This is a genomic window from Sinorhizobium prairiense (assembly GCF_029201645.2).
GTDB lineage: Bacteria > Pseudomonadota > Alphaproteobacteria > Rhizobiales > Rhizobiaceae > Sinorhizobium > Sinorhizobium meliloti_A.
The window spans coordinates 498,386-521,540 of sequence record NZ_CP104133.1 but is presented as its reverse complement, the minus strand read 5'-3'; the positions used below and the strand labels follow the sequence as shown (position 1 = coordinate 521,540).

Genomic DNA, 23,155 nt, shown 5'->3' with positions numbered 1-23,155 from the left:
CGAAGACAGGAGGGAGAACCTGGGACATGAAAACGCATCGACTGAATATGACCGCGAGCCTGCTGATCGGCATATCCGCCTTTGCCGTGCAGGCCTTCGCATCCGAGCCGACCGTGGTGCCGGAGCAGCCGCCCTTTCCGGCGCAGGGCAAGGTCACCTATGTGTCGCGCGATTCCATTCTCGAGTTTAAGGCGCTGCCCGAATACAGGGAGCCCGAATGGGTCACCGAGAAATTCGTCAAGGCCGGCAAGCTGCCGCCGGTGGCCGAGCGGCTTCCGAAGGAACCGATGGTCTACAAGACCGGCAACATGCCCGACGGCATGGGCGTCTATGGCGATGTCATGCGCCACGTGATCGGCGGCCGGCCGGAAGGCTGGAATTACAGCGCAGGCCAGACTCAAGGGTGGGGCGGCATCGACATCGGCATGTTCGAGTGCCTGACGCGCACCGCGCCGCTCTTCCAGGTCGAGGCGGACGATATGGAGCCGCTGCCGAATCTCGCGAAAAGCTGGGATTGGTCGGAGGACGGACGCAAGCTGACCATGCATCTGATCGAAGGCGCGAAATGGTCGGACGGCGATCCCTTCGATGCCGATGACGTCATGTTCTACTGGGAGGACAATGTCCTCGACTCGAGCGTTTCACCCTTGAACGGGGCGACGCCCGAAACCTTCGGCGAGGGCACGACGCTCAAGAAGATTGACCAGTATACGGTCGAATGGGCTTTCAAGGAGGCCTTCCCGCGCCAGCATCTTTTCGCGATGGCCTACGGTACCTTCTGCCCCGGCCCGTCGCATATCCTCAAGACCAAGCATCCGAAATATGCCGGCACGACCTACAACGAATACAAGAACGGCTTCCCCGCCGAATATATGAACCTTCCGGTGATGGGTGCATGGGTGCCGGTCGCCTATCGTCCTGACGACATCATCGTGCTGCGCCGCAATCCCTATTACTGGAAGGTCGACGAGGCCGGCAATCAGCTCCCCTATCTGAACGAAGTCCATTACAAGCTGTCGACCTGGGCCGACCGCGACGTGCAGGCGATCGCGGGTTCGGGCGACATTTCGAACCTCGAACAGCCGGAAAACTTCGTGGAGTCGCTGAAGCGCGCCGCCAATGAGAGCGCCCCGGCGCGGCTTGCCTTCGGTCCGCGCGTCATCGGCTATAACATGCACATGAACTTCTCCGGCAATGGCTGGGGAGACCCGGACGAACGCGCTAAGGCGGTGCGAGAGCTCAACCGCAACCTGGACTTCCGCAAGGCCGTCACCACGGCGGTCGACCGCAAGAAGCTTGGCGAAGCCCTGGTGAAGGGTCCCTTCACGGCGATCTATCCGGGCGGGCTTTCCTCCGGCACGAGCTTCTACGACCGGAACTCCACCATCTACTACCCCACGATCTCGAAGGCGCCAAGGCGCTTCTCGAAAAGGTGGGGCTCAAGGACACGGACGGCAACGGCTTCGTCAATTTCCCGGCCGACAAGCTTGGCGGCCGCGACGTCGAAATCGTTCTGCTCGTCAATTCCGACTACAGCACCGACCGTAATCTTGCCGAAGGGATGGTCGGGCAGATGGAGAAGCTCGGGCTCCGGGTCGTCCTCAATGCACTCGACGGCAAGCAGCGGGACGCCGCCAATTATGCCGGCCGCTTCGATTGGATGATTCATCGCAACACGGCCGAATTTGCTTCCGTGGTGCAGAACACGCCTCAGCTCGCCCCGACCGGCCCGCGCACGAGCTGGCATCACCGCGCTCCGGAAGGCGGCGAAGTCGATGTCATGCCCCACGAGCAGGAGCTCGTCGACATCGTCAACAAGTTCATCGCCAGCAACGACAATGACGAGCGAACGGAGCTGATGAAGCAATACCAGAAGGTAGCCACCACCAATGTCGATACCGTCGGCCTGACGGAGTATCCGGGCGCGCTGATCATCAACAAGCGCTTCTCGAACATTCCTCCGGGCGCGCCGATCTTCATGTTCAACTGGGCGGAAGACACGATCATCCGCGAACGGGTCTTCGTTGCCGCCGACAAGCAGGGCGATTACGAACTCTATCCCGAGCAGCTTCCCGGCAAGCCGGGCGAAAGCGGCCCGATCAACTGAAGCTGAACCGCCTCCGCCGGCTCCGAGGAAAGGAGCCGGCGGAGGTGCAAGCCCTTCACGCCGCCGCGAGCCGATGCAGGCATGGCTCTCGCGGAACTCGAGACAGAAGGAAACGGCATGTTCAGATTTCTGCTTGTCCGAATCGCCTCTGCCATTCCGGTGCTGCTCGTCCTGAGCGTGGTGACCTTCAGCATCATCCAGGCACCGCCGGGAGATTACAGCGACTACATCCGCTCGCAGCTCATCAATCAGGGCGGCGCTTCTTTCGAGGAGGCGGATGCCCAGGCGCAGGCCTACCGCAAGGAGCACGGCCTCGATAAGCCGCTGCCGATCCAGTACGTCGACTGGATAATGGGCATCGTGACGCGAGGCGATTTCGGCCACAGCCTCTACTACAACAAGCCCGTCGCTGACGTGGTCGGCGAGCGCCTGCCGCGAACGCTGGCGCTGGCGCTCGTCTGCCACATCCTGGCGTCGGTGATCGGCATCGCCTTCGGCATCATCGCGGCGACGCGGCAATATTCCTGGATAGACAGCCTGCTTTCGACCGTATCGTTCCTCGGCATGACGGTGCCGCGCTTCCTCATGGCGCTGATCATCGTCTATATCCTCGTCTTTCATTTCAATGTGAGCGAGATCAACAGCTTCCATTCCGCCCGCTACGGCGGGGCGCCCTGGTCCTGGGACAAGTTCGTCGACCTGGTCAAACATGTCTGGCCGGTCGTGGCGATCGCCACCTTCGGCGGGCTCGCCTACAATATGCGGGTGATGCGGGGCAATCTCCTCGATACGCTGAACGCGCAATATGTCGAAACGGCACGCGCCAAGGGCCTGAGCGAGGGTGCGGTCGTCATGCGCCATGCTGTGCCGAACGCTTTGCACCCGCTGATCATGTACCAGGGCGTCGTGCTTCCCTACATGCTGACCGGCGAGATCGAGACGGCGATCATCTTCGCGCTGCCGACCGTCGGGCCGGCGATCGTCGGTTCCATGTGGGTGGGCGACGTCTATGTGACGGCGACATTCATGCTGGTCCTCTCCGCAACGCTGATCGTCGGCAACATCATCGCCGACATGATGCTCGCCGCGCTCGATCCGCGCGTGCGCATGGGAGGGGGGTATACGCATGACCGTCGAAGCCGAAGGAACTCTTCCGGTGGCGATCGAGCCCGGGGAAAAACACCACCACGAGAGCTACTCCGCCCTCGTCTGGCGGCGGCTGAAGCGTTCGTGGACCGGCCTGCTTGGCCTTGTCCTCGTCTGCCTCCTGATCCTGATGGCGGTCTTCGCCGAGTTCCTGTCGCCCGTCGATCCGAAGGCGACGGATGTGGCCTTCGCGCAGCCGCAGACGATCAGCTTCCGGGACAAGGAGGGCAATTTCGTCTTTCCGCCGAGGAGCTATCCGGTGCGGGAGACGGAGGAGCTCGATTCGGTCACCTTCCAGCCGATCATCGGACCGGATTACGACAACCCGCAGGTCCTCGGCTTCTTCGTCAAGGGCGCACCCTACAGGCTCTTCGGGCTGATCCCCGCCGAGCGGCATCTGTTCGGCGCCGTCGACGGTACGCCGGTGCATCTGCTCGGCACCGACAAATTCGGCCGCGACGTGCTGTCCCGCATCCTCTACGGCTCGCGCATCTCGCTGATGATTGCCCTCACCGTCGTCTTCATCGTCACCGTGGTCGGGACGACCGTCGGCATGGTGTCCGGCTATTTCGGCGGGCGCTTCGATGCCTGGGTGCAGCGTTTCGTCGAGCTGGTGCTCGCCTTCCCGCAATTGCCGCTCTATCTGGCGCTCGCCTCGCTGATCCCGGTCACCGCGCCGACCAATGTCTTTCTCGCCTTCGTCATCATCGTGATGTCCGCGCTCGGCTGGGCGCAGATGTCGCGCGAGGTGCGCGGCAAGACCCTGGCGCTTGCCCGGATCGAATATGTGCGGGCGGCGATCGCCATCGGCGCCACGGACCGGCGCATCATATTCCAGCACATCTTCCCGAACGTGATGAGCCACGTCATCGTCGCGGTGACGCTCGCCATCCCGCATGTGGTGCTGCTCGAGTCCTTCCTCGGTTTCCTCGGCTTTGCGGTCAAGCCGCCGCTGATCTCCTGGGGGCTGATGCTGCAGGACACGGCGAATTATTCCGCAATCGGTTCCTATCCCTGGATCCTCTCGCCCGTCGCCTTCGTGCTCGTCACCGTTTTCGCCTTCAATGCGCTGGGCGACGGCCTGCGCGACGCAATCGACCCCTATTGAGGAGCATGCCGATGGTAACGATCGAAAGTGTTGTCCCGGCACCCGAGGAACGGCGCGACCGCGATACGAAGGATGCGAGGCCGGTGATCGATGCCCGAAAGGTGGCGGTATCCTTCAAGGTCGAGAACGGCACCGTCGAGGCGGTGAAGGATGTCTCCTTTCAGCTTTACCGCGGCGAGACGGTGGCGATCGTCGGCGAATCCGGCTCCGGCAAGTCGGTGACGGCGCGCACCGTCATGGGGCTCTTGTCGAAGCGCGCTACGATCGCGCCGCAGGCGCGCATCGAATATGACGGCAGGGACGTGTTGAAATTCTCGAAGAGAGAGCGCCGGGCGCTGCGCGGCGATCGTATCTCGATGATCTTCCAGGAGCCGATGAGCTCGCTGAACCCGGTCTACACGATCGGCAGCCAGATCATCGAGGCGATCCGGGCGCATCGCCGCGTCAGCCGGCGCGCCGCCGCCGAGCGGGCGCTGGAGCTCTTGCGTCATGTCCAGATTCCCGACCCGGAAGCACGGCTCAACCAGTATCCGCATCAGCTTTCCGGCGGTCAGCGCCAGCGCGTGATGATCGCCATGGCGCTTGCCAACGATCCGGACGTGCTGATTGCCGACGAGCCGACGACGGCGCTCGACGTGACGGTGCAGGCGCAGATTCTCAACCTCATCCGCAAGCTGCAGCAGGAGCTCGGCATGGCGGTGATCCTGATCACCCATGACCTGACGGTGGTCCGCCAATTCTCCGATTACGTCTATGTCATGCAGCTCGGCGAGGTGAAGGAACACAATACGACGGAGGCGCTGTTTGCCGATCCGCAGCACGCCTATACGCGGCGGCTGCTTTCCTCCGAACCCTCCGGTTCTGCCAATCCGTTGCCGGACGACGCGCCGATCCTGCTCGACGGCCGCAATGTCCGTGTGTCCTTCACTTTGAAGAAGGGTGGGTTCTTCAGGCCGGAATTCAAGGAGCTCGTCGCGGTCGACGGGCTCAGCCTCAATCTTCGCCGGCACGAAACGCTCGGCCTGGTGGGCGAGTCCGGTTCCGGCAAGACCACTTTCGGTCAGGCGCTGATCCGGCTTCTCAACACCGATGGCGGCGAGATCTATTTCGAAGGCGAGCCGATCCACGACAAGGACCGCAAGGGCATGCGGCCGCTTCGCTCGAAGATCCAGATCGTCTTTCAGGATCCCTTCTCCTCGCTCAACCCGCGAATGTCGGTCGGCCAGATCATAGAGGAGGGTCTGATCGTCAACGGCATCGGCGAAGACCGCAAGGACAGGCTGAAGCGCGTCGAGGACGCGCTCGTCAGCGCCGGCATGCCCTCGAACATCCTTTCGCGCTTCCCGCACGAATTCTCCGGCGGCCAGCGCCAGCGCATCGCGATCGCCCGCGCCGTCGCGCTGGAACCGGAATTCATCCTGCTGGACGAGCCGACTTCGGCGCTCGACCTCTCGGTGCAGGCGCAGATCATCGAACTCCTCCGCCGGCTGCAGGACGAGCGCGGCCTGAGCTATCTCTTCATCTCCCACGACCTGAAGGTCGTGCGCGCTCTCTGCCACCGCGTGGTCGTCATGCAGGAAGGCAAGATCGTCGAAGAGGGGCCGGTGAGCGAAATCCTCAACAATCCCAAGACTGCCTACACGAAGCGGCTGGTTAAGGCCGCCTTCGAAGTGGCCGCGTGAAATCAAACAGAGGCTATCCCATGACGAGACGACCCAGGATTACTTTCATCGGCGCCGGTTCCACCGTTTTCATGAAGAACATCATCGGCGACATTTTGCAGCGGCCGGCGCTTTCGGCCGCGACCATCGCCTTGATGGACGTCAACCCCGAGCGGCTCGCCGAAAGCGAGATCGTCGCCGGCAAACTGGCGCGCACTCTGGGCGCCGATGCCAGGATCGAAACCCATTCGAACCAGCGCAAGGCTCTGGAAGGAGCGGACTTCGTCGTCGTCGCCTTCCAGATCGGCGGCTACGAACCCTGCACCGTCACCGATTTCGAAGTGCCCAAGAAATACGGGCTGCGTCAGACGATCGCCGACACGCTGGGCGTCGGCGGCATCATGCGCGGGCTCCGCACCGTGCCGCATCTGTGGAAGATCTGCGAGGACATGCTCGAGGTCTGCCCCGAGGCGATCCTTCTGCAATATGTGAATCCGATGGCGATAAACACCTGGGCGATCGCCGAGAAATATCCGGCGATCAAACAGGTGGGCCTCTGCCATTCGGTGCAGGGCACGGCCTTCGAGCTTGCCCGGGACCTCGACATTCCAGTCGAAGAAATCCGCTACCGCGCCGCCGGCATCAATCACATGGCGTTTTATCTGAAGTTCGAGCACCGTCAGAAGGACGGCAGCTATCGCGATCTCTATCCGGACCTGATCCGCGGTTACCGCGAGGGCCGCTTCCCGAAGCCCAGCCACTGGAATCCGCGGTGCCCGAACAAGGTGCGCTACGAAATGCTGACGCGGCTCGGCTACTTCGTCACCGAGAGCTCGGAGCATTTCGCCGAGTACACGCCCTACTTCATCAAGGACGGGCGCCCCGATCTGATCGAGAAATTCGGCATTCCGCTCGATGAATATCCAAAGCGCTGCGTCGAGCAGATCGAGCGCTGGAAGGGACAGGCGGCCGCCTTCAAGGAAGCCGAGACGATCGAAGTCGCGGAGAGCCGTGAATATGCCTCCTCGATCATGAATTCGGTCTGGACCGGCGAACCTTCGGTCATCTACGGCAACCTCAGGAACAATGGCTGCATCACCTCGCTGCCGGAAAACTGTGCGGCGGAAGTGCCCTGTCTCGTCGATTCCTCCGGTATCCAGCCGACCTATATCGGCGCCTTGCCGCCGCAGCTCACGGCCCTGATCCGCACCAACATCAACGTCCAGGAGTTGACTGTACAGGCGCTCGTCACCGAGAACCGCGAGCACCTCTATCACGCGGCGATGATGGATCCGCATACCGCCGCCGAGCTCGATCTCGACCAGATCTGGTCGCTCGTTGACGATCTGCTGGCGGCGCACCGCGACTGGATTCCGGAATGGGCGCGTGTGACGAAGAAGGTAGCGGCCGCCTGATTTCTTCTCCCGGTCAGGCGACCAGACGGCCCCGGAACCGATCGGTTCCGGGGCCGCATCGTTATGCGGACTGGCGCAACCGCGCACTCGAGATTTCTGGGTTTTCAGGGTGAAGACCTAAGACCGGGCGCAAGCCCGTAGTCCAATAGACGTGGTCTGGGAGATGTGGGACAGCGGCTATACGGAGCGCACGCAGGCAAGATGTTTTGCGACAGGCAGCGCTTTCCGAAACTGGTCTTGGCGGCTTCAAGCCTGCTTTCGACAATGCCTGACTCAAAGGCCGTAACCCACAGTAAGGAAGCTTTAATGATTGAACGATTCCGTAACGTCCTGATCCGCGCGACAGTTGGCGGCCTCGCTTTCAGCGCTATCGCAGTGTCCGGCGCGACGGCCGAGGAGGCCAAGGGGCAGGCTCAGGCCGAGTTCGTAAAACGCGGCACACTCTCCTGCGACATTGCGGCAGGTATCGGGCTGGTCGTGGGGTCGTCGAAAGCGCTGACGTGCGTTTTCGAAGCAGACGGACAAAAGTCGCCTTACAAATATAGCGGCACGATCGACAAGCTGGGCCTCGATATCGGCGTAACGGCGGAGAGCCGCGTCGTGTGGTCGGTCTACGCGAAGCCGAAAACCAAGCTCAAGGGCGCTCTTGCCGGCAACTATTCCGGCCTTTCTGCCGAATTCGCGGCCGGGCTCGGGCTGGGCGCGAAATCCCTGGTCGGCTCGAAAAAGGAAATCGCGCTGCAGCCGGTGAAGATTGACGGCCAGACCGGACTGAATGTCGCTGTTGGAATTGCCAGCGTGAAGTTGACCCTGGTGAAATAAACGGCGCGAGGCCACCCGCCGCATTGGCCCCGCCGGTTGCGAACACCGCAACAGGCTAGGCACCGTTCACGCCAGCGCCGCGCATCTGATCAGACGCGCGGCGCTGGCTTGCTTTGATCTGCTGCATGTTTTTGTTCTTTAATCGGCTACGGTTTAAAAACACGCAGCGGGTGGGGCTCGGAAGGCGGTCGGATGCAGGCGAATGGCGAAAGTTCGGCAGAGCAGGGCTCTAGGATCATCCGGGCAATTCTGGATGAAACGCCGCTCAGGGCCGCAAGCTTCATCGTTACCATCTATGGCGACGTGGTGGAGCCGCGCGGCGGCGCGATCTGGATCGGCAACCTGATCGAGATCTGCGCCGGGGTCGGCATCAGCGAGACGCTTGTGAGAACCGCCGTATCCCGTCTTGTCGCCGCCGGCCAGCTCGCCGGAGAACGGGAGGGACGGCGCAGCTTCTATCGGCTGACGGATGCCGCACGCGCGGAATTCGCCGCGGCGGCGCAGGTGATCTTCGGACCTCCGGAGGAAGCGAGCTGGCACTTCGTGCAGCTGATGGGTTCGTCGGCCGAGGAGCGGATGCAGGTGCTCGAGCGCTCCGGTCATGCGCGCCTTGGCCCCCGGCTCGCGGTCGGCGTGCGGCCGTTCCCGAGTGCGATCATGCCCGCCGTGGTCTTCCGCGCGGAGCCTGCCCAGGGCGCGAGCGAGTTGAAGGCCTTTGCCTCGGGCTGTTGGGACCTCGCACCTCACGCGCAGGCCTACCGGCGGTTCCTTGCCTGCTTCGGCAGGCTCGCCGATCTTCCGGATACCGCTACGGCGATTGCTCCCGCTGAGTGCCTTTCTGCACGCCTACTCATGGTACACCAGTTCCGCTTCGTGACGCTCCGCGAGCCGCGCCTGCCAGCCGAAATTCTGCCCGCCGATTGGCCGGGCGACGAAGCCCGCCGCCTGTTCGCCCGGCTGTATCGCAGCCTGTCTCCCCAGGCGGACCTGCATGTCGGGCGGAACTGCGTCACGCTCACCGGTCCGCTGCCGAAGGCGACCGGCGCGACGGAGCATCGGCTTCAAATGCTGAGCGGCGAAGCTGCGCCTGGGAAAGCCGACGGCCCCGGTTAACCTGCCGCGCTCCTTCGTTCCTCATTCTGCGACGCGTACGAAGACGGGCGAAAATTCCCGCCCCATCTCATTCATTAAATGTCACAGAAAAATGTGTAAATGACGTTGAAGTGTGACATGTCCTGCGCTAAATTCTAACCGATCGGTCAAAAGGAACTGCATCGACATCACTCCCGAACGCCTCCGGCGGAGGAGAGAGCAGCATGTATGCTCAAATGGTGAAGACGGATGCCCCTCGGGTCAAAAGCCGCGACGACATGGACCCGCAAGAGCGCGCTTTCCAGGAGCGGATCGACGCGGGTCAGAAGATCGAGCCGAAGGAATGGATGCCCGAAGGCTATCGCAAGACGCTCATCCGCCAGATCAGCCAGCACGCCCATTCCGAGATCGTCGGCCAGCTTCCCGAAGGCAACTGGATCACCCGTGCGCCGACGCTGGAGCGCAAGGCGATCCTGCTCGCCAAGGTTCAGGACGAGGCGGGGCATGGTCTCTATCTCTACTGCGCCGCCGAAACGCTGGGGGTGAGCCGCGACGCGCTTTACGAGCAGCTCCATTCCGGCAAGGCCAAGTATTCGTCGATCTTCAATTATCCGACGCTCAGCTGGGCGGATATCGGTGCCATCGGTTGGCTCGTCGACGGCGCGGCGATCATGAATCAGGTGCCGCTGCAGCGCTGTTCCTACGGCCCCTATTCGCGCGCGATGATCCGCATCTGCAAGGAAGAGAGCTTCCATCAGCGGCAGGGCTACGACATCCTGATCAAGATGATGAAGGGCACGCCTGCCCAGAAGGCCATGGTGCAGGACGCACTGAACCGCTGGTGGTGGCCGTCGCTGATGATGTTCGGCCCGTCGGACGACGCCTCGGTCCACTCGGCCCAGTCGATGGCCTGGAAGATCAAGCAGAACTCCAACGACGAACTCAGACGGAAATTCGTCGACCAGACGGTACCACAGGCCGAATATCTCGGACTGACTGTCCCCGATCCGGATCTGAAGTGGAACGAGGAAAAAGGCGGCTACGATTTCGGCGAGCCGGACTGGAACGAATTCTTCGAGGTGATCGCCGGCAATGGCCCCTGTAATGCCGAGCGCCTCGGCGCGCGCAGGACGGCCTGGGAGGACGGCGCCTGGTTCCGGGACGGCCTGACGGCACATGCCGAAAAGGCCGTACGTCGCGCGCAGCCGGTTGCCGCCGAATGAACATCGGGAGCGAAACGTTATGTCCAGCGAATGGCCCCTCTGGGAAGTCTTCATCCGCGGCCAGCACGGCCTGAGCCATCGCCACGTCGGCAGCCTGCACGCGCCGGATGCCGAAATGGCGATCAACAACGCCCGCGACGTCTACACCCGCCGCAACGAGGGCGTCAGCATCTGGGTGGTGCGTTCGAGCGACATAGCGGCAAGCGCGCCCTCGGAAAAGGGTCCGTTGTTCGAGCCTGCGAATGCGAAGGTCTACCGGCACCCGACTTTCTTCGACATTCCGGACGAGGCAGGGCATATGTGATGGTTCAGGCAACCGCGATGCAGGCGGCCGTCGACCGGGCCGCGCTTTTCGATTTCCTGCTCGGCATGGGCGACAATACGCTGATCCTCGGCCATCGCCTTTCGGAATGGTGCGGCCACGCCCCGGCTCTCGAAGAGGACATCGCGCTCGCCAACACGGCACTCGACCTCATCGGCCAGACGCAGCTCTGGCTCGGCCTTGCAGGCGAGGTCGAGGGAAGGGGCCGCAGCGCGGACGATCTTGCCTATCTCCGAGACGTGCGAGACTTCCGCAACCTGCTGCTTACCGAGCGGCCAAACGGCGATTACGGCGAGACGCTGATGCGCCAGTTCCTGTTCGATGCATGGCACTATCTCGCACTGAAAGGCCTTCGCGGCTCCTGCGCGCCGCGCATTGCCGGGATAGCCGAGAAGGCGTCGAAGGAGGTGGCCTATCATCTCGAACGGAGCCGCGATCTCGTGATCCGCCTCGGCGACGGAACGGCGGAAAGCCACGCCCGGATGCAGGAGGCGCTGGACGATCTCTGGGCCTATACCGGCGAGATGTTCGTGAGCGAGGCGCACGACCTCGCCCTTGCGGCTGCCGGCGTCGCGCCGGAACCGGAGAGCTTGAGGGCCGATTGGGAGGCGCTGGCCGCCGAGACACTTCGCGCGGCGACGCTCGAAAAACCGGAGGACCGCTATATGCACGGGGGCGGCAGGCGCGGCCTCCATACGGAGCATCTCGGCTATGTGCTCGCCGAGATGCAGTTCCTGCAGCGCGCCTATCCCGGCGCCAGCTGGTAGGAGGCTCACATGGCAACGGCGATACGCCCCTCGATCGCGGATGTGTGGCACTGGCTCTCGCAAGTGCCGGACCCGGAAATTCCGGTCATCTCCGTGACCGACCTCGGCATCGTCCGCAACGTCGGCTGGGATGGTGAAACGCTGGTGGTGACGGTGACGCCGACCTATTCGGGCTGTCCCGCCACGGCGGTCATCAATCTCGATATCGAGCGGCAGCTCAAGGAGAATGGCATCGAGAGTGTCAGGCTCGAACGCCAGCTCTCGCCCGCCTGGACCACCGACTGGATCAGCGCCGAGGGCCGCGAAAAGCTTGAAAGCTACGGCATTGCGGCTCCCGTCGACGGCACCGGAGCCGAGGGCAGGCTGTTGAAACGGATCGAAGGCCTCTCGGGCGACGCGGCGCAGACAGTCTCCTGTCCGCGTTGCGGCTCCGCCCGGACCGAAAAGGTCAGCCAGTTCGGATCGACGCCCTGCAAGGCGAGCTATCGCTGCCGGGACTGTCTGGAGCCCTTCGATTATTTCAAATGCATCTGAATGCGAGGCGGGAAGAACGCTCACATGGCACGCTTTTATCCTCTTCAGGTCATCGACGTCCGGCGCGATACGCGCGATGCCGTGGTCGTGACGCTCGAGCCGCGCGAGGAGGACCGCGCTGCCTTCGATTTCAAGCAGGGGCAATATCTGACGTTCCGCCGCCTCTTCGGCGGCGAGGAACTGCGCCGTTCGTATTCGATTTGCGCCGGTCTCGACGAAGGCGCCCTGAAGGTGGGCATCAAGCGCGTCGATGACGGCTGCTTCTCCAGCTGGGCGAATGAGGAGCTCGAGCCCGGCGACACGCTGGAAGCCATGCCGCCGATGGGGGCCTTCTTCACGCCTATCGAGCCGGAGGCCGCAAGACACTATCTCGGCTTTGCGGGCGGCAGCGGCATCACGCCGGTGCTCTCGCTCATCAAGACGGTGCTCGCGCGGGAGCCGCGGTCCGCATTCACGCTTGTCTATGCCAACCGCCACTTCAGCTCGATCATGTTCCGCGAGGAACTGGACGACCTCAAGAACCTCTATCTGGGGCGGCTTTCCGTCCTGCACGTCCTCGAGAACGAAGCCCAGGAGGTCGACCTGTTCAGTGGGCGGCTCGATCAGGAAAAATGCACTGCCCTCTTCCGCAGCTGGATCGATGTGAGGTCGGCCGATACCGCCTTCATCTGCGGGCCTGAGCCGATGATGCTCGCGGTTGCCGCAGCACTTCGCGCGCATGGCCTTGGCGACGATCGGATCAAGTTCGAGCTGTTCGCCGCCTCCCAGCCCGGCCGTGCCCGGCGCAAGGTCGAAAGCGCCGCCGGCGCCGATAGCCGGGCGCGCTGCGAGGCGACCGTGACACTCGACGGCGCCACGCGCAGCTTCACCTTTCCGAAAGAGGGGCTGAGCCTGCTCGAAGCGGCGCTCGAAAACAGAATGGACGCGCCATTCGCCTGCAAGGCGGGGGTCTGCTCCTCATGCCGCGCCAAGGTGCTGGAAGGCGAGGTGGAGATGGAGAGCAACAACGCGCTCGAAGACTACGAGGTAGAGCAGGGCTATGTGCTGACCTGCCAATCCTATCCGCTCAGCGACCGGATCGTTGTCAGCTACGATCAGTGACCGCCGATGCCGAGCCGACGCTGAAGCTGAACTGACGGGAGGACCATCCGATGAACGCAGTGGCGGACCGGCCGCGCCGGCTCGAAAGCTATATCGCCGGCACCTGGATGCGCGGAGCGAAGGACGGCGTGACCCTTTGCGACGCCGCGACCGGCGCGCCGGTGGCGCTCGTCGATTCCGGCGGCATCGATTTCGCCGCCGCGCTTGCCTATGGACGCGAAAAGGGCGGGCCGGCGCTTCGCCGGATGTCGTTTCACGAGCGGGCGATGATGCTGAAGGCGCTTGCCCAGGTACTGATGGAGCGCAAGGAGGAATTCTATGCGCTCTCCACCGCCACCGGCGCCACGCGTGCGGACAGCTGGATCGACATCGAAGGCGGCATCGGGACACTTTTCTCCTATGCCTCGAAGGGCAGGCGGGAGCTACCGAACAGCCGCGTCCTCCTTGACGGCGGCGTCGAGGCGCTGTCACGCGACGATACGTTTTCCGCCCAACATATCCTGACGCCGTTTCAGGGCATCGCGGTGCACATCAATGCCTTCAACTTTCCCTGCTGGGGCATGCTCGAAAAGCTCGCGCCGACGCTGCTGGCGGGGATGCCTGCGATCGTCAAGCCTGCGAGCCAGACCGCCTATCTCGCCGAGCTGGTGGTGCGGCGGATCGTCGACGCCGGTTTGCTTCCGGAAGGCGCGCTCCAGCTCGTCTGCGGCTCCTCGCGCGATCTTCTGGATCATGTCGGCGTCCAGGACGTGGTGACCTTCACCGGTTCGGCCACGACCGGGCGCAAGCTCAAGACCCATCCCGCGATCGTCGGCAATTCGGTGCGCTTCACCATGGAAGCCGATAGCCTCAATGCGGCTGTCCTCGGGCTCGATGCGGCCCCTGGAACGGAGGAATTCGATCTTTTCGTTCGCGAAGTCGCGCGCGAGATGACGTCCAAGGCCGGGCAGAAATGCACGGCCATTCGCCGGGTGATTGCGCCGCGGGCCCATTGCGACGCGCTGGTCGCCGCTCTCGGCGAGCGGCTTGCCAAGGTTCCGCTCGGCGATCCCGCCGACGAGAACGTGCGGATGGGGCCGCTCGCGAGCCTCGGCCAGCGCGAAGAGGTGAGGGCGCGCATCCGCGATCTCACAACGGATGCAGAGATCGTTGCGGGCGATCCGGCAAGGCCGCAGCTCGTCTCCGGCGATGCGGAGGCGGGGGCTTTCCTCAATCCCGTTCTTCTCTACTGCGATCGTCCCGGCGCAGCGCGGTCGGTCCACGACGTCGAGGCCTTCGGCCCCGTGAGCACGATAATGCCCTATGATACGGCGGAAGAGGCGGTTGAACTCGTCCGACGCGGAAGGGGGAGTCTCGTCACCTCCGTCTTCACCAATGATCCCGATATTGCGCAGGAGCTGGTGATCGGCATGGCGCCGTTTCATGGCCGCGTGATGATCGGCAACCGCCTGAGCGCGAAATCCTCGACCGGGCACGGCTCGCCCTTGCCGGGTCTCGTCCATGGCGGCCCGGGCCGGGCGGGCGGCGGCGAGGAACTGGGCGGCATGCGGGGCGTCAGGCACTACATGCAGCGCACGGCCGTTCAGGGCGCGCCAGGCCTCGTCTCGGCGGTCACCGGCCGCTGGATGGAGGGTGCGCCGGCGCGAGCCGGGGGCGAGCACCCCTTCCGCAAGTCGCTGGCAGAGCTGCGGGTCGGCGACCAGATCGTCACGGCGACGCGCACCGTCAGGCTCGAGGACATCGAGCATTTCGCCGAGTTCACCGGCGATACGTTCTACGCGCATATGGACGAGGAGACCGCCCGCGCCAATCCGTTCTTCGACGGCCGCGTCGCGCATGGTTATCTCGTCGTTTCCCTGGCCGCCGGTCTCTTCGTCGATCCCGCCCCGGGGCCGGTGCTCGCAAATTACGGCGTCGACGGACTGCGCTTCCTGGCTCCCGTCTATCCCGGCGACACGCTTCGGGTCCGCCTCACCTGCAAGGAGATCAGTCCGCGAATGAATGCCGACTATGGGGAGGTGCGATGGGACTGCCGCGTTTCCAACCAGACTGGCGCAACCGTCGCCCAGTATGATGTATTGACCATGGTGGCGAAGACCGGAAGCGGGGAAGAATGATGACGGAGCAGGAGACGCGGCATCTGGTGATGACGGTCCTGATGACGCCGGACATGGCGAATTTCAGCGGCAAGGTGCATGGCGGTGCGCTATTGAACCTGCTCGACCGAGTGGCCTTCTCCTGCGCGTCGCGCTTTTCCAAGCAATATGCGGTGACGCTCTCCGTCGACCAGGTGATCTTCAAGGAGCCGATCCATGTCGGCGAACTCGTCACCTTCCGCGCGGCGATCAACTATGCCGGCCGTACCTCGATGGAGGTCGGAATAAGGGTGGAGGCGGAAAACATCCGGGCGGGCACGCGGCGGCACACCAATTCCTGCTATTTCACCATGGTCGCCGTGGACGAAGCGGGCCGTCCCGTCACGGTCCCGGAGTACCATCCGGAGACGGCAACCGAAAAACGCCGCCACCAGGCGGCCGAGCTGCGCCGCACGCTTCGGCGGGAATTCGCCCATCGGCTGAAGACGGTCGCGGAAACGGGGCGGGATGTTGGGGAGTAGACGGACTCCGATCGGATGGCGTCGATACCCTCTCCGCCCTGCCGATCCAATTCAGAGGGGGTGCCCGGCGTCAAGGTCCCGCATCGGTCACCGACCGCTGAATTTCGGGTTACGCTTCTCCAGGAAGGCTGCCACGCCCTCTGCATAGTCGGCGCTGCGGCCGGCTTCGCGCTGCAGGTCGCGTTCGAGGTCGAGTTGTTCGTCGAAGGAATGGGCGGCGGCGGCGTGGATCGCGCGCTTGGTCAGACCGAGCCCCCTGGTCGGCCCGGCAGCGAGCCGCACGGCAAGTGCGGAGGCCTCGTCCATCAGCGCCGCGTCGTCGACGGCGCGCCAGATCAGGCCCCAGCTCGCCGCCGTCTCTGCGTCCAGCGGTTCGGCCGTCATCGCCAGCCCCTTGGCCCGCGCTTCGCCGACGAGCCGCGGCAGGCTCCAGGTTCCGCCGGAATCGGGCACCAGTCCGATTTTCGCGAAGGCCTGGATGAAGCGGGCGGAGCGGGCGGCAAGCGTGATGTCGCAGGCGAAGGCGATGTTGGCCCCGGCCCCCGCGGCAACCCCGTTGACGGCGCAGACGACGGGCTTTTCCAGGCTTCGGATCAGCTTCAGGAGCGGATTGTAGAAGGTCTCGATCGTGTGGCCGAGGTCCGGCGTGCCGCCCTTGCGGGGATCGCGGTCCCCGAGATCCTGGCCCGCGGAAAAGCCGCGCCCGGCTCCCGTCAGCATCACGGCACGCACATCGTCGTCCGATCCGGCGCGCTCGAAGCCGGCGCGCAGTGCCAGATGCATTTCCTCGTTGAAGGCATTGAGCTTGTCGGGCCGGTTGAGCGTCAGGCGCAGGACGCCGGCTTCAAGCGCCGACAGTACGGTGTCGGAATCGGACATGTTTCCTCCCTGCACCCTCTGGTTCCCGCCCATAAAAGCCTTGCATGGTCCGACCGGCCGGTCAATCATGACGCACGGAGGACGAGCATCGTGCCCCTCAGCATCGTGCATAGAGACGGGGTCGCCGTCGTCGCCGCGGGCAACCCCCTGCGCCACGTTTTTCATGCCGAGCGCGCCGCACGCCGTCCGCCGGCGCTAGCCGGCATCGAGCCGCACCCGATCCGTTCGGCGGCGGTGATCGGCGGCGGCACTATGGGAACCGGCATCGCCGCGGCCCTGCTCAACGCCGGACTTCCGCTCGTCCTGGTCGAGCGCGACGAGGCGGCGGTGGAACGGGCGCTTGCCAGGCTGCGCGCAATCTTCGACGGCGCGGTGAAGCGCGGGCGCATCTCCGTGAGGCTTGCGGCCGAGCGCCTGGCAACCGTTACCGGTACGACGCATTATACGGCGCTGGCGGAGGCGGACCTGATCATCGAGGCGGTCTTCGAGGATCTGGACGTGAAGCGCGATGTCTTTCGAAGGCTCGCCGCCGACTGTCGCGCTGACGCCATTCTCGCGACGAACACGTCCTATCTCGATCCCGAACGGATCGCCGCGGACATCGGGAGCCCGGAGCGGTTTCTCGGGCTGCATTTCTTCAGCCCCGCGCAGGTGATGAAGCTTCTCGAAATCGTGCCCACGCAAGCGACGGCGCCCGAGGTGCTGGCGACCGGTTTCGCGCTGGCGCGGATGCTGAACAAAATCCCCGTGCGCGCGGGTATCTCGGACGGTTTCATCGGCAACCGGATTCTCAAGGTGATGCGGGCCCAGGCCGAGCGGCTGCTGCTCGGCGGCGCGACACCCGCCGCCGTCGATGCCGCCATGCGCGCCTTCGGGCTGCCGATGGGACCGTTCGAGGCGCAGGACCTCGGCGGGCTCGATATCGCCGCCTTCCAGCGCCGTGCCGCCCGCGCCCGCGGCGAGAGGACTTTTGCGCCGGTTGCCGAACGCCTTTCGGAGATCGGGCGCTTCGGCCAGAAGAGCGGCGGCGGCTGGTACGACTACGCGCCCGGCGACCGCACGCCACGGCCCTCCGCGACGGTCGCCCGCCTCATCGCGGAGGAGGCTCGGGGCCGGCCCCGAAGAGCTTGGGACGAGGCCTCCATCGTCGACTGCATCCTCTGGCCGATGGTCAACGAGGCTACGCGGATTCTCGAAGACGGAACGGCTCTGAGGGCCTCCGATATCGATCTCGTGGAGATCCACGGCTACGCCTTTCCGCGCTGGCGGGGCGGGCTGATGCATCATGCCCAGGCGCACGGCCTTCACAAGGTCGCGGAGGCGCTGAGTGCGCTTGCGGAGGCGGGATTCGCCGATCCCCCTTGCGACCCGCTGCTCCAGGCTGCCGCGGGAGGCAGCTTCCTTTGACGGACGCGCCCCGCAAGGGCCACGGGGCGGGCATTTTGTCTCGGCCGGCCGAGCCGGGTTGCGCAAACGGCCACGTTTTCCTAGGAGGACCGTTTCGGATTTAAGAACAGCAGGTCCTGCCTTGATCGAGACCCCATACTACCTCATCGACAAAGCCAAGCTTACTCGCAACATGGAAAGGATCGCCCATGTGCGCGAGAAATCCGGCGCCAAGGCTTTGCTGGCGCTGAAGTGCTTCGCCACCTGGTCGGTTTTCGACCTCATGCGCGACCATATGGACGGCACCACGTCTTCCTCGCTCTTCGAGGTGAGGCTCGGCCGCGAGCGGTTCGGCAAGGAAACCCATGCCTATAGTGTCGCCTATGGTGACAACGAGATCGACGAAGTGGTCTCTCACGCCGACAAGATCATCTTCAACTCGATCTCGCAATTGGAGCGTTTTGCCGACCAGGCGGCGGGCATCGCGCGCGGACTGCGGCTCAACCCTCAGGTCAGTTCCTCGAGCTTCGACCTCGCCGATCCGGCGCGTCCCTTCAGCCGGCTCGGCGAGTGGGACGTTGCGAAGGTCGAGCGCGTCATGGACCGGATCAACGGCTTCATGATCCACAACAATTGCGAGAACAAGGATTTCGGTCTCTTCGACCGGATGCTCGCGCGGATCGAGGAAAGGTTCGGCTCGCTCATCGCCCGCGTCGATTGGGTAAGCCTCGGCGGCGGCATTCACTTCACCGGGGACGACTATCCCGTCGAGGCCTTTTCGGCGCGCCTCAGGGCATTTTCCGACCGCTACGGCGTCCAGGTCTATCTGGAGCCGGGCGAAGCGTCGATTACCAAGAGCACGACGCTCGAAGTGACGGTGCTCGACACGCTCTATAACGGCAAGAATCTCGCCATCGTCGACAGTTCGATCGAGGCGCACATGCTTGACCTGCTGATCTATCGCGAGGCGGCCAAGGTTTCGCCGAACGAGGGGCCGCATAGCTACATGATCTGCGGCAAGTCCTGCCTCGCCGGCGACGTCTTCGGCGAGTTCCGCTTCGCCGAAGAGCTGAAGGTCGGCGACCGCATCTCGTTTCAGGACGCCGCCGGCTACACCATGGTCAAGAAGAACTGGTTCAACGGCGTGAAGATGCCGGCGATCGCCATCAGGGAACTTGACGGAAGCGTCAGGACCGTCCGCGAATTCACCTACGCGGACTACGAGCAGAGCCTCTCCTGAGGCTTCGCGCAAGCAAGACGGGTAGAAGGAGATATCCCCCGAAATGAAAAAGAACGTTCTCATCATCGGCGCCGGTGGCGTGGCACAGGTCGTGGCGCACAAATGCGCCCAGAACAGCGATGTATTGGGAGATATTCATGTTGCCTCACGCACGGTCGACAAGTGCCGCAAGATCATCGACTCCGTACGCGAAAAGAACAGCCTGAAGACCGAGGTGAAGCTCGAGGCGCATGCGCTCGACGCGCTCGACGTCGAGGCGACGAAGGCGCTCATCGTGAGCACCGGCTCTCAGATCGTGATCAATGTCGGCTCCGCCTTCGTCAACATGTCGGTGCTGCGCGCATGCATGGACACGGGTGTGGCCTATATGGACACGGCGATCCACGAAGAGCCGAACAAGATCTGCGAGACGCCGCCGTGGTACGGGAACTATGAATGGAAGCGCGCCGCCGAATGCAGGGAAAAGGGCATCACCGCCATTCTCGGCGTCGGCTTCGACCCGGGCGTGGTCAATGCCTATGCGCGCCTCGCCAAGGACGAATATTTCGACAAGATCACGGATGTTGACATCGTCGATATCAATGCCGGTAACCACGGCAAATATTTCGCCACCAATTTCGATCCGGAGATCAACTTCCGGGAATTTACCGGCGTCGTCTATTCCTGGCAGAAGGGCGCCTGGCAGACGAACCGGATGTTCGAGGTCGGCAAGGAGTTCGACCTGCCCGTCGTCGGCAAGCGCAAGGCTTATATGACCGGCCATGATGAGGTTCACTCGCTGTCGAAGAACATGGACGGGGCCGACGTGCGCTTCTGGATGGGCTTCGGCGACCATTACATCAACGTCTTCACGGTTCTGAAGAACCTGGGCCTCCTTTCAGAGCAGCCGGTCAAGACGGCCGAGGGCCTCGAAGTGGTGCCGCTGAAGGTGGTCAAGGCAGTCCTGCCGGACCCGGCGTCGCTCGCGCCCGGCTACGAGGGCAAGACCTGCATCGGCGATTTCGTGAAGGGCCTCAAGGACGGCAGGGAACACGAGGTGTTCATCTACAACGTCGCCGACCACAGGCAAGCCTATGAGGAAGTGGGCTCGCAGGGTATCTCCTATACGGCCGGCGTTCCGCCGGTGGCCGCCGCGATGCTGATCGCCAGCGGCGAGTGGGATGTGAAGCAGATGGCAAATGTCGAAGAACTGCCGCCCCGGCCCTTCCTCGACATCCTGAACCGCATCGGCCTGCCGACGCGCATCAGGGACGAGCAGGGGGATCGGGCACTCAGCTTTTCCTGAAAGACGCCGGGGCCCGAACGGGAGTCCGGTTGCAGCCCGGCCGTCATATGACGGCCGGGCTGCAATCGCCGCGACGCCCCCTTATTCCCGGCCCAGGAAATGCAGGATGTGATCGGTAAATTGCTCCGGACCCTGAAGCAGCGAAAAATGGCTGACTTCCGGCTGGATCAATAAACCCGCTGCGGGAATGCTGTCCGCGATGAACAGCGTGTCTTCTCGCCTGACGACCTCGTCATGGTCACCATCCACGACCCAGACGGGAACGGCGATGCTGCCGAGAGCCTCTGCGGTGAGGTTCGGTTGCGATTCCCACATCCGGTCCATCTGCTCACGGAAGTCGCCGTAGCCGCGCGGTGTGGGAGACAGTTTCACATATTCTTCGCGCGCCCTGTCGAGATAGGCTTTGAACAACACGTTTTGGTCCAGTGGGTAGAGGCCTGACGGCTTGCTGTTCGCTGCGAAAGCGAACACCCTGCTTATGCGTTCCGCATGGTCTATCGCGAGCTTCAGTCCGATGATCGCACCGTCGCTCCAGCCGACGATGGCGGCTTTCTGCAGGCCGAGGAAATCCATCAGCGCCACCACATCGGTTGCCATGAGGTCATAGCTCAAGGGTCGTTCATCCCGGGTGCTGCGGCCATGGCCGCGGCTGTCCATGACGATGACCTGATAGGAGCCGGCGAGCGTGGAAATCTGGTTTCCCCAATAGTTCGAATTGCCGAGTCCGCCGTGGAGCATGATGACGGGCTCGCCGCTGCCGTAGACCGCATGCCAGATCTTGATGCCGTTCACCGGCGCCTCTCCCTCGCGCCCTGCTGCGGGAAGGTCCGGCGTTTCCGGCAGCATCTCCCATCTCGGCTCCGCCATCGCCGTGCCAAGCGAGGCAGCGCCCGCAATCAAAGAGTACATGATTTTCGTTCCCCAGCGCTTCCCACGACCCGACTGGGTCGGGCTCTCTATTGTCGCCATCGTTTCCCCCGCCAGCGATTGTCAGTTTTCCATTCGCAGAAGCCCGCTTATTCGAAGAAGCTCCATCTGGCTTCTGACGCCGAGCTTGCCGTAGAGGCTCTTCACCTGGGTCCTGACCGTCTCCCGCGAGATGCCGGCGGCATCGGCGATCCGCGCCGCGTTCTGCCCCGAGATCAGACCCTGCATTGCCCGCAACTCCGCGGCCGTCAGACCATTCGCGCTTGCAAATCCCCTGAGATCCAGGGGCGGCTCCTTTGCTTGGGATTCGATCAGCACGATCACGGAAGGGCCTTCGAAATAGGCAGACTCGCAGTCCTTGCACGTGCGAATGAGCGTGAGCTTCGTCGAACCGAGGACGAAGGTCGTGGCCGTGTCTCCGTCGAAGCCGCGGCGGAGCATCCCATGGAGCGCCGCGTCAGCATCGCTGTCCCGGATATGCAGTTTTCCCCGGGGTCAGCCTCAGGACCCGTCCCGCTTCGACCATCGCCTGGCCCTGGGCGCCGAAATTGATCGCGCGAGCGCCTTCGTCGACGACGACGACGCCCAGCTCACTCTTCTGACATACGGAACGGCCAATTTCGGACGCGACGGCGCTCCGCCGGTTGGCGTACCGGAAGGCCCGCCGCAGATGCGGCGCCAACCGCGTCAGGAGATCGGCCACGTCCCGGTTCTTCTCGGGATCGGCTCTCGAGGTGGTAATCGACAGCAGCATCGACTGTCCGCGCTCTCTGGCGAGCGTCACGCCGACCGCGCTTTCCCCGACCATCGGTCGAAAGAAGTCGTTGTAGAAGGGTGTTTTCACGAATTGCTCGCGTGGCAGCATCTGCTCGGCGACGACACCGATCCCGATCTTCCGCCGAGAGGCTGCGGGCATCCACGGATTGAGCTTCGCGTAGTGGCTGGCGTAGTCCGAGACGACGTCGGCCGGCAGACCCGATGTAAGCTCCCATGCCCCAGCCCCACTGTCGACGTCGTGATAGAACAAGGTCGATCGGCCGTCCGGAAGCGTAGCGGCCAAGCCGTCGAGAAAACTTTGCCACGTCGTCTCGTGAAGCAATGCGGAATAGATCCGGTCGGCAAGCCTGCTCTCGACTGCAGCTTCGATGCTCATGGCGGCCCCTCCTGCATAGTGGGCAGACCTGCTCCGGACTGCAGGTCCCCCGCCTGCAGTTCCTGAGCAGCCCAGGCTCTTACTATAGGCGATCAACCTCGACCTGGCATCACCCCGCGGGGTGAGCGTCTCGGCCGCTCGTCTGCGGAGCTCTCGGGGAGCGTATCGTCGGCCGGCCTCGCTCGCGCCGCGGGATGAGCCAGCCGATCGCTAACGCGGAACGGGAAAAATCATACTTTTTCGTGAGAAAACCTTTTCCCATCTTGACTCCCGGTTTGAGAAAAGGTTTTCTCAGCTGCAGTTCTCTGGGAGGAGGCGAAACTGAATTCACAGCGCAGCAAGGGGCATCGCGTCACGATTCACGATCTGG

At 63.6% G+C, this 23,155-nt stretch carries 19 protein-coding genes and 2 pseudogenes; 17 read left to right on the top strand and 4 right to left on the bottom strand.

Translation table 11 applies throughout. The features are described from left to right. The first annotated feature begins 26 nt into the window (after positions 1 to 26). From N0Q91_RS25760 to N0Q91_RS25695, 14 genes and pseudogenes are all read left to right on the top strand, one after another. Positions 27 to 2,107 (top strand): annotated as a pseudogene (locus N0Q91_RS25760) (ABC transporter substrate-binding protein). A 117-nt stretch (positions 2,108 to 2,224) separates the two neighbouring features. Then, a pseudogene (locus N0Q91_RS25755) lies at positions 2,225 to 3,226 on the top strand (ABC transporter permease); the annotation flags it as partial. A gap of 7 nt (positions 3,227 to 3,233) precedes the next feature. Continuing rightward, positions 3,234 to 4,361, top strand: coding sequence for an ABC transporter permease (locus N0Q91_RS25750; protein ID WP_275599736.1), 1,128 nt, complete (start codon positions 3,234 to 3,236; stop codon positions 4,359 to 4,361). A gap of 11 nt (positions 4,362 to 4,372) precedes the next feature. After that, positions 4,373 to 6,043 carry an ABC transporter ATP-binding protein gene (locus N0Q91_RS25745; protein WP_275599735.1) on the top strand — a complete coding sequence of 557 codons (1,671 nt, stop codon included), beginning with the start codon at positions 4,373 to 4,375 and terminating at the stop codon, positions 6,041 to 6,043. Between the two features lie 20 nt (positions 6,044 to 6,063). Further along, on the top strand, positions 6,064 to 7,437 hold the full coding sequence (locus N0Q91_RS25740; protein WP_018096068.1) for an alpha-glucosidase/alpha-galactosidase: 1,374 nt from the start codon (positions 6,064 to 6,066) through the stop codon (positions 7,435 to 7,437). Positions 7,438 to 7,743: 306 nt separating this feature from the next. Continuing rightward, entirely contained in the window at positions 7,744 to 8,259 is a 516-nt protein-coding gene (locus tag N0Q91_RS25735; protein WP_102763750.1) for a DUF992 domain-containing protein, read from the top strand. Between the two features lie 192 nt (positions 8,260 to 8,451). Beyond that, positions 8,452 to 9,372, top strand: a complete 921-nt coding sequence (paaX, locus tag N0Q91_RS25730) for a phenylacetic acid degradation operon negative regulatory protein PaaX (protein WP_275599533.1) — start codon at positions 8,452 to 8,454, stop codon at positions 9,370 to 9,372. Between the two features lie 203 nt (positions 9,373 to 9,575). Beyond that, positions 9,576 to 10,574, top strand: a complete 999-nt coding sequence (gene paaA, locus N0Q91_RS25725; RefSeq protein WP_275599532.1) for a 1,2-phenylacetyl-CoA epoxidase subunit PaaA — start codon at positions 9,576 to 9,578, stop codon at positions 10,572 to 10,574. 19 nt (positions 10,575 to 10,593) lie between these two features. Next, the gene (paaB, locus tag N0Q91_RS25720) at positions 10,594 to 10,878 is read left to right on the top strand and encodes a 1,2-phenylacetyl-CoA epoxidase subunit PaaB (protein ID WP_100671085.1); all 285 of its coding nucleotides are present in this window, start codon (positions 10,594 to 10,596) and stop codon (positions 10,876 to 10,878) included. After that, on the top strand, positions 10,878 to 11,663 hold the full coding sequence (gene paaC, locus N0Q91_RS25715) for a 1,2-phenylacetyl-CoA epoxidase subunit PaaC (RefSeq protein ID WP_275599531.1): 786 nt from the start codon (positions 10,878 to 10,880) through the stop codon (positions 11,661 to 11,663). Before paaB ends, paaC begins: the two co-directional genes overlap by 1 nt. 9 nt (positions 11,664 to 11,672) lie before the next feature. Then, positions 11,673 to 12,197, top strand: a complete 525-nt coding sequence (gene paaD / locus N0Q91_RS25710; RefSeq protein WP_102763746.1) for a 1,2-phenylacetyl-CoA epoxidase subunit PaaD — start codon at positions 11,673 to 11,675, stop codon at positions 12,195 to 12,197. A 24-nt stretch (positions 12,198 to 12,221) separates the two neighbouring features. After that, positions 12,222 to 13,298, top strand: a complete 1,077-nt coding sequence (gene paaE, locus N0Q91_RS25705) for a 1,2-phenylacetyl-CoA epoxidase subunit PaaE (protein WP_275599530.1) — start codon at positions 12,222 to 12,224, stop codon at positions 13,296 to 13,298. Positions 13,299 to 13,348: 50 nt separating this feature from the next. Next, complete coding sequence (gene paaZ / locus N0Q91_RS25700) at positions 13,349 to 15,415, top strand: phenylacetic acid degradation bifunctional protein PaaZ (RefSeq protein WP_275599529.1); 2,067 nt, start codon at positions 13,349 to 13,351, stop codon at positions 15,413 to 15,415. After that, the gene (locus N0Q91_RS25695; protein ID WP_018096076.1) at positions 15,415 to 15,915 is read left to right on the top strand and encodes an acyl-CoA thioesterase; all 501 of its coding nucleotides are present in this window, start codon (positions 15,415 to 15,417) and stop codon (positions 15,913 to 15,915) included. The genes paaZ and N0Q91_RS25695 overlap by 1 nt, the downstream gene beginning before the upstream one ends. Positions 15,916 to 16,002: 87 nt before the next feature. Here N0Q91_RS25695 and paaG read toward each other — a convergent pair whose 3' ends face one another. Continuing rightward, positions 16,003 to 16,794 carry a 2-(1,2-epoxy-1,2-dihydrophenyl)acetyl-CoA isomerase PaaG gene (gene paaG, locus N0Q91_RS25690; RefSeq protein ID WP_275599528.1) on the bottom strand — a complete coding sequence of 264 codons (792 nt, stop codon included), beginning with the start codon at positions 16,792 to 16,794 and terminating at the stop codon, positions 16,003 to 16,005. Positions 16,795 to 16,884: 90 nt separating this feature from the next. On the opposite strand from paaG, the gene N0Q91_RS25685 reads away from it, so the two are divergent. From N0Q91_RS25685 to N0Q91_RS25675, 3 genes are all read left to right on the top strand, one after another. Next, complete coding sequence (locus tag N0Q91_RS25685) at positions 16,885 to 18,201, top strand: 3-hydroxyacyl-CoA dehydrogenase family protein (RefSeq protein ID WP_275599527.1); 1,317 nt, start codon at positions 16,885 to 16,887, stop codon at positions 18,199 to 18,201. Positions 18,202 to 18,322: 121 nt separating this feature from the next. Beyond that, positions 18,323 to 19,420 carry a carboxynorspermidine decarboxylase gene (gene nspC, locus N0Q91_RS25680; protein ID WP_102761556.1) on the top strand — a complete coding sequence of 366 codons (1,098 nt, stop codon included), beginning with the start codon at positions 18,323 to 18,325 and terminating at the stop codon, positions 19,418 to 19,420. A gap of 43 nt (positions 19,421 to 19,463) precedes the next feature. Beyond that, a complete protein-coding gene (locus N0Q91_RS25675) occupies positions 19,464 to 20,705 on the top strand; it encodes a saccharopine dehydrogenase family protein (protein WP_100671101.1) in 1,242 nt (413 codons plus the stop codon). Between the two features lie 81 nt (positions 20,706 to 20,786). Here N0Q91_RS25675 and N0Q91_RS25670 read toward each other — a convergent pair whose 3' ends face one another. The 3 genes from N0Q91_RS25670 to N0Q91_RS25660 form a co-directional block, all read right to left on the bottom strand. Further along, complete coding sequence (locus tag N0Q91_RS25670; RefSeq protein ID WP_275599526.1) at positions 20,787 to 21,614, bottom strand: alpha/beta fold hydrolase; 828 nt, start codon at positions 21,612 to 21,614, stop codon at positions 20,787 to 20,789. Positions 21,615 to 21,695: 81 nt separating this feature from the next. After that, entirely contained in the window at positions 21,696 to 22,073 is a 378-nt protein-coding gene (locus N0Q91_RS25665; RefSeq protein WP_275599525.1) for a helix-turn-helix transcriptional regulator, read from the bottom strand. Positions 22,074 to 22,089: 16 nt separating this feature from the next. Then, complete coding sequence (locus N0Q91_RS25660; RefSeq protein ID WP_275599524.1) at positions 22,090 to 22,785, bottom strand: hypothetical protein; 696 nt, start codon at positions 22,783 to 22,785, stop codon at positions 22,090 to 22,092. Between the last annotated feature and the right edge of the window lie 370 nt (positions 22,786 to 23,155).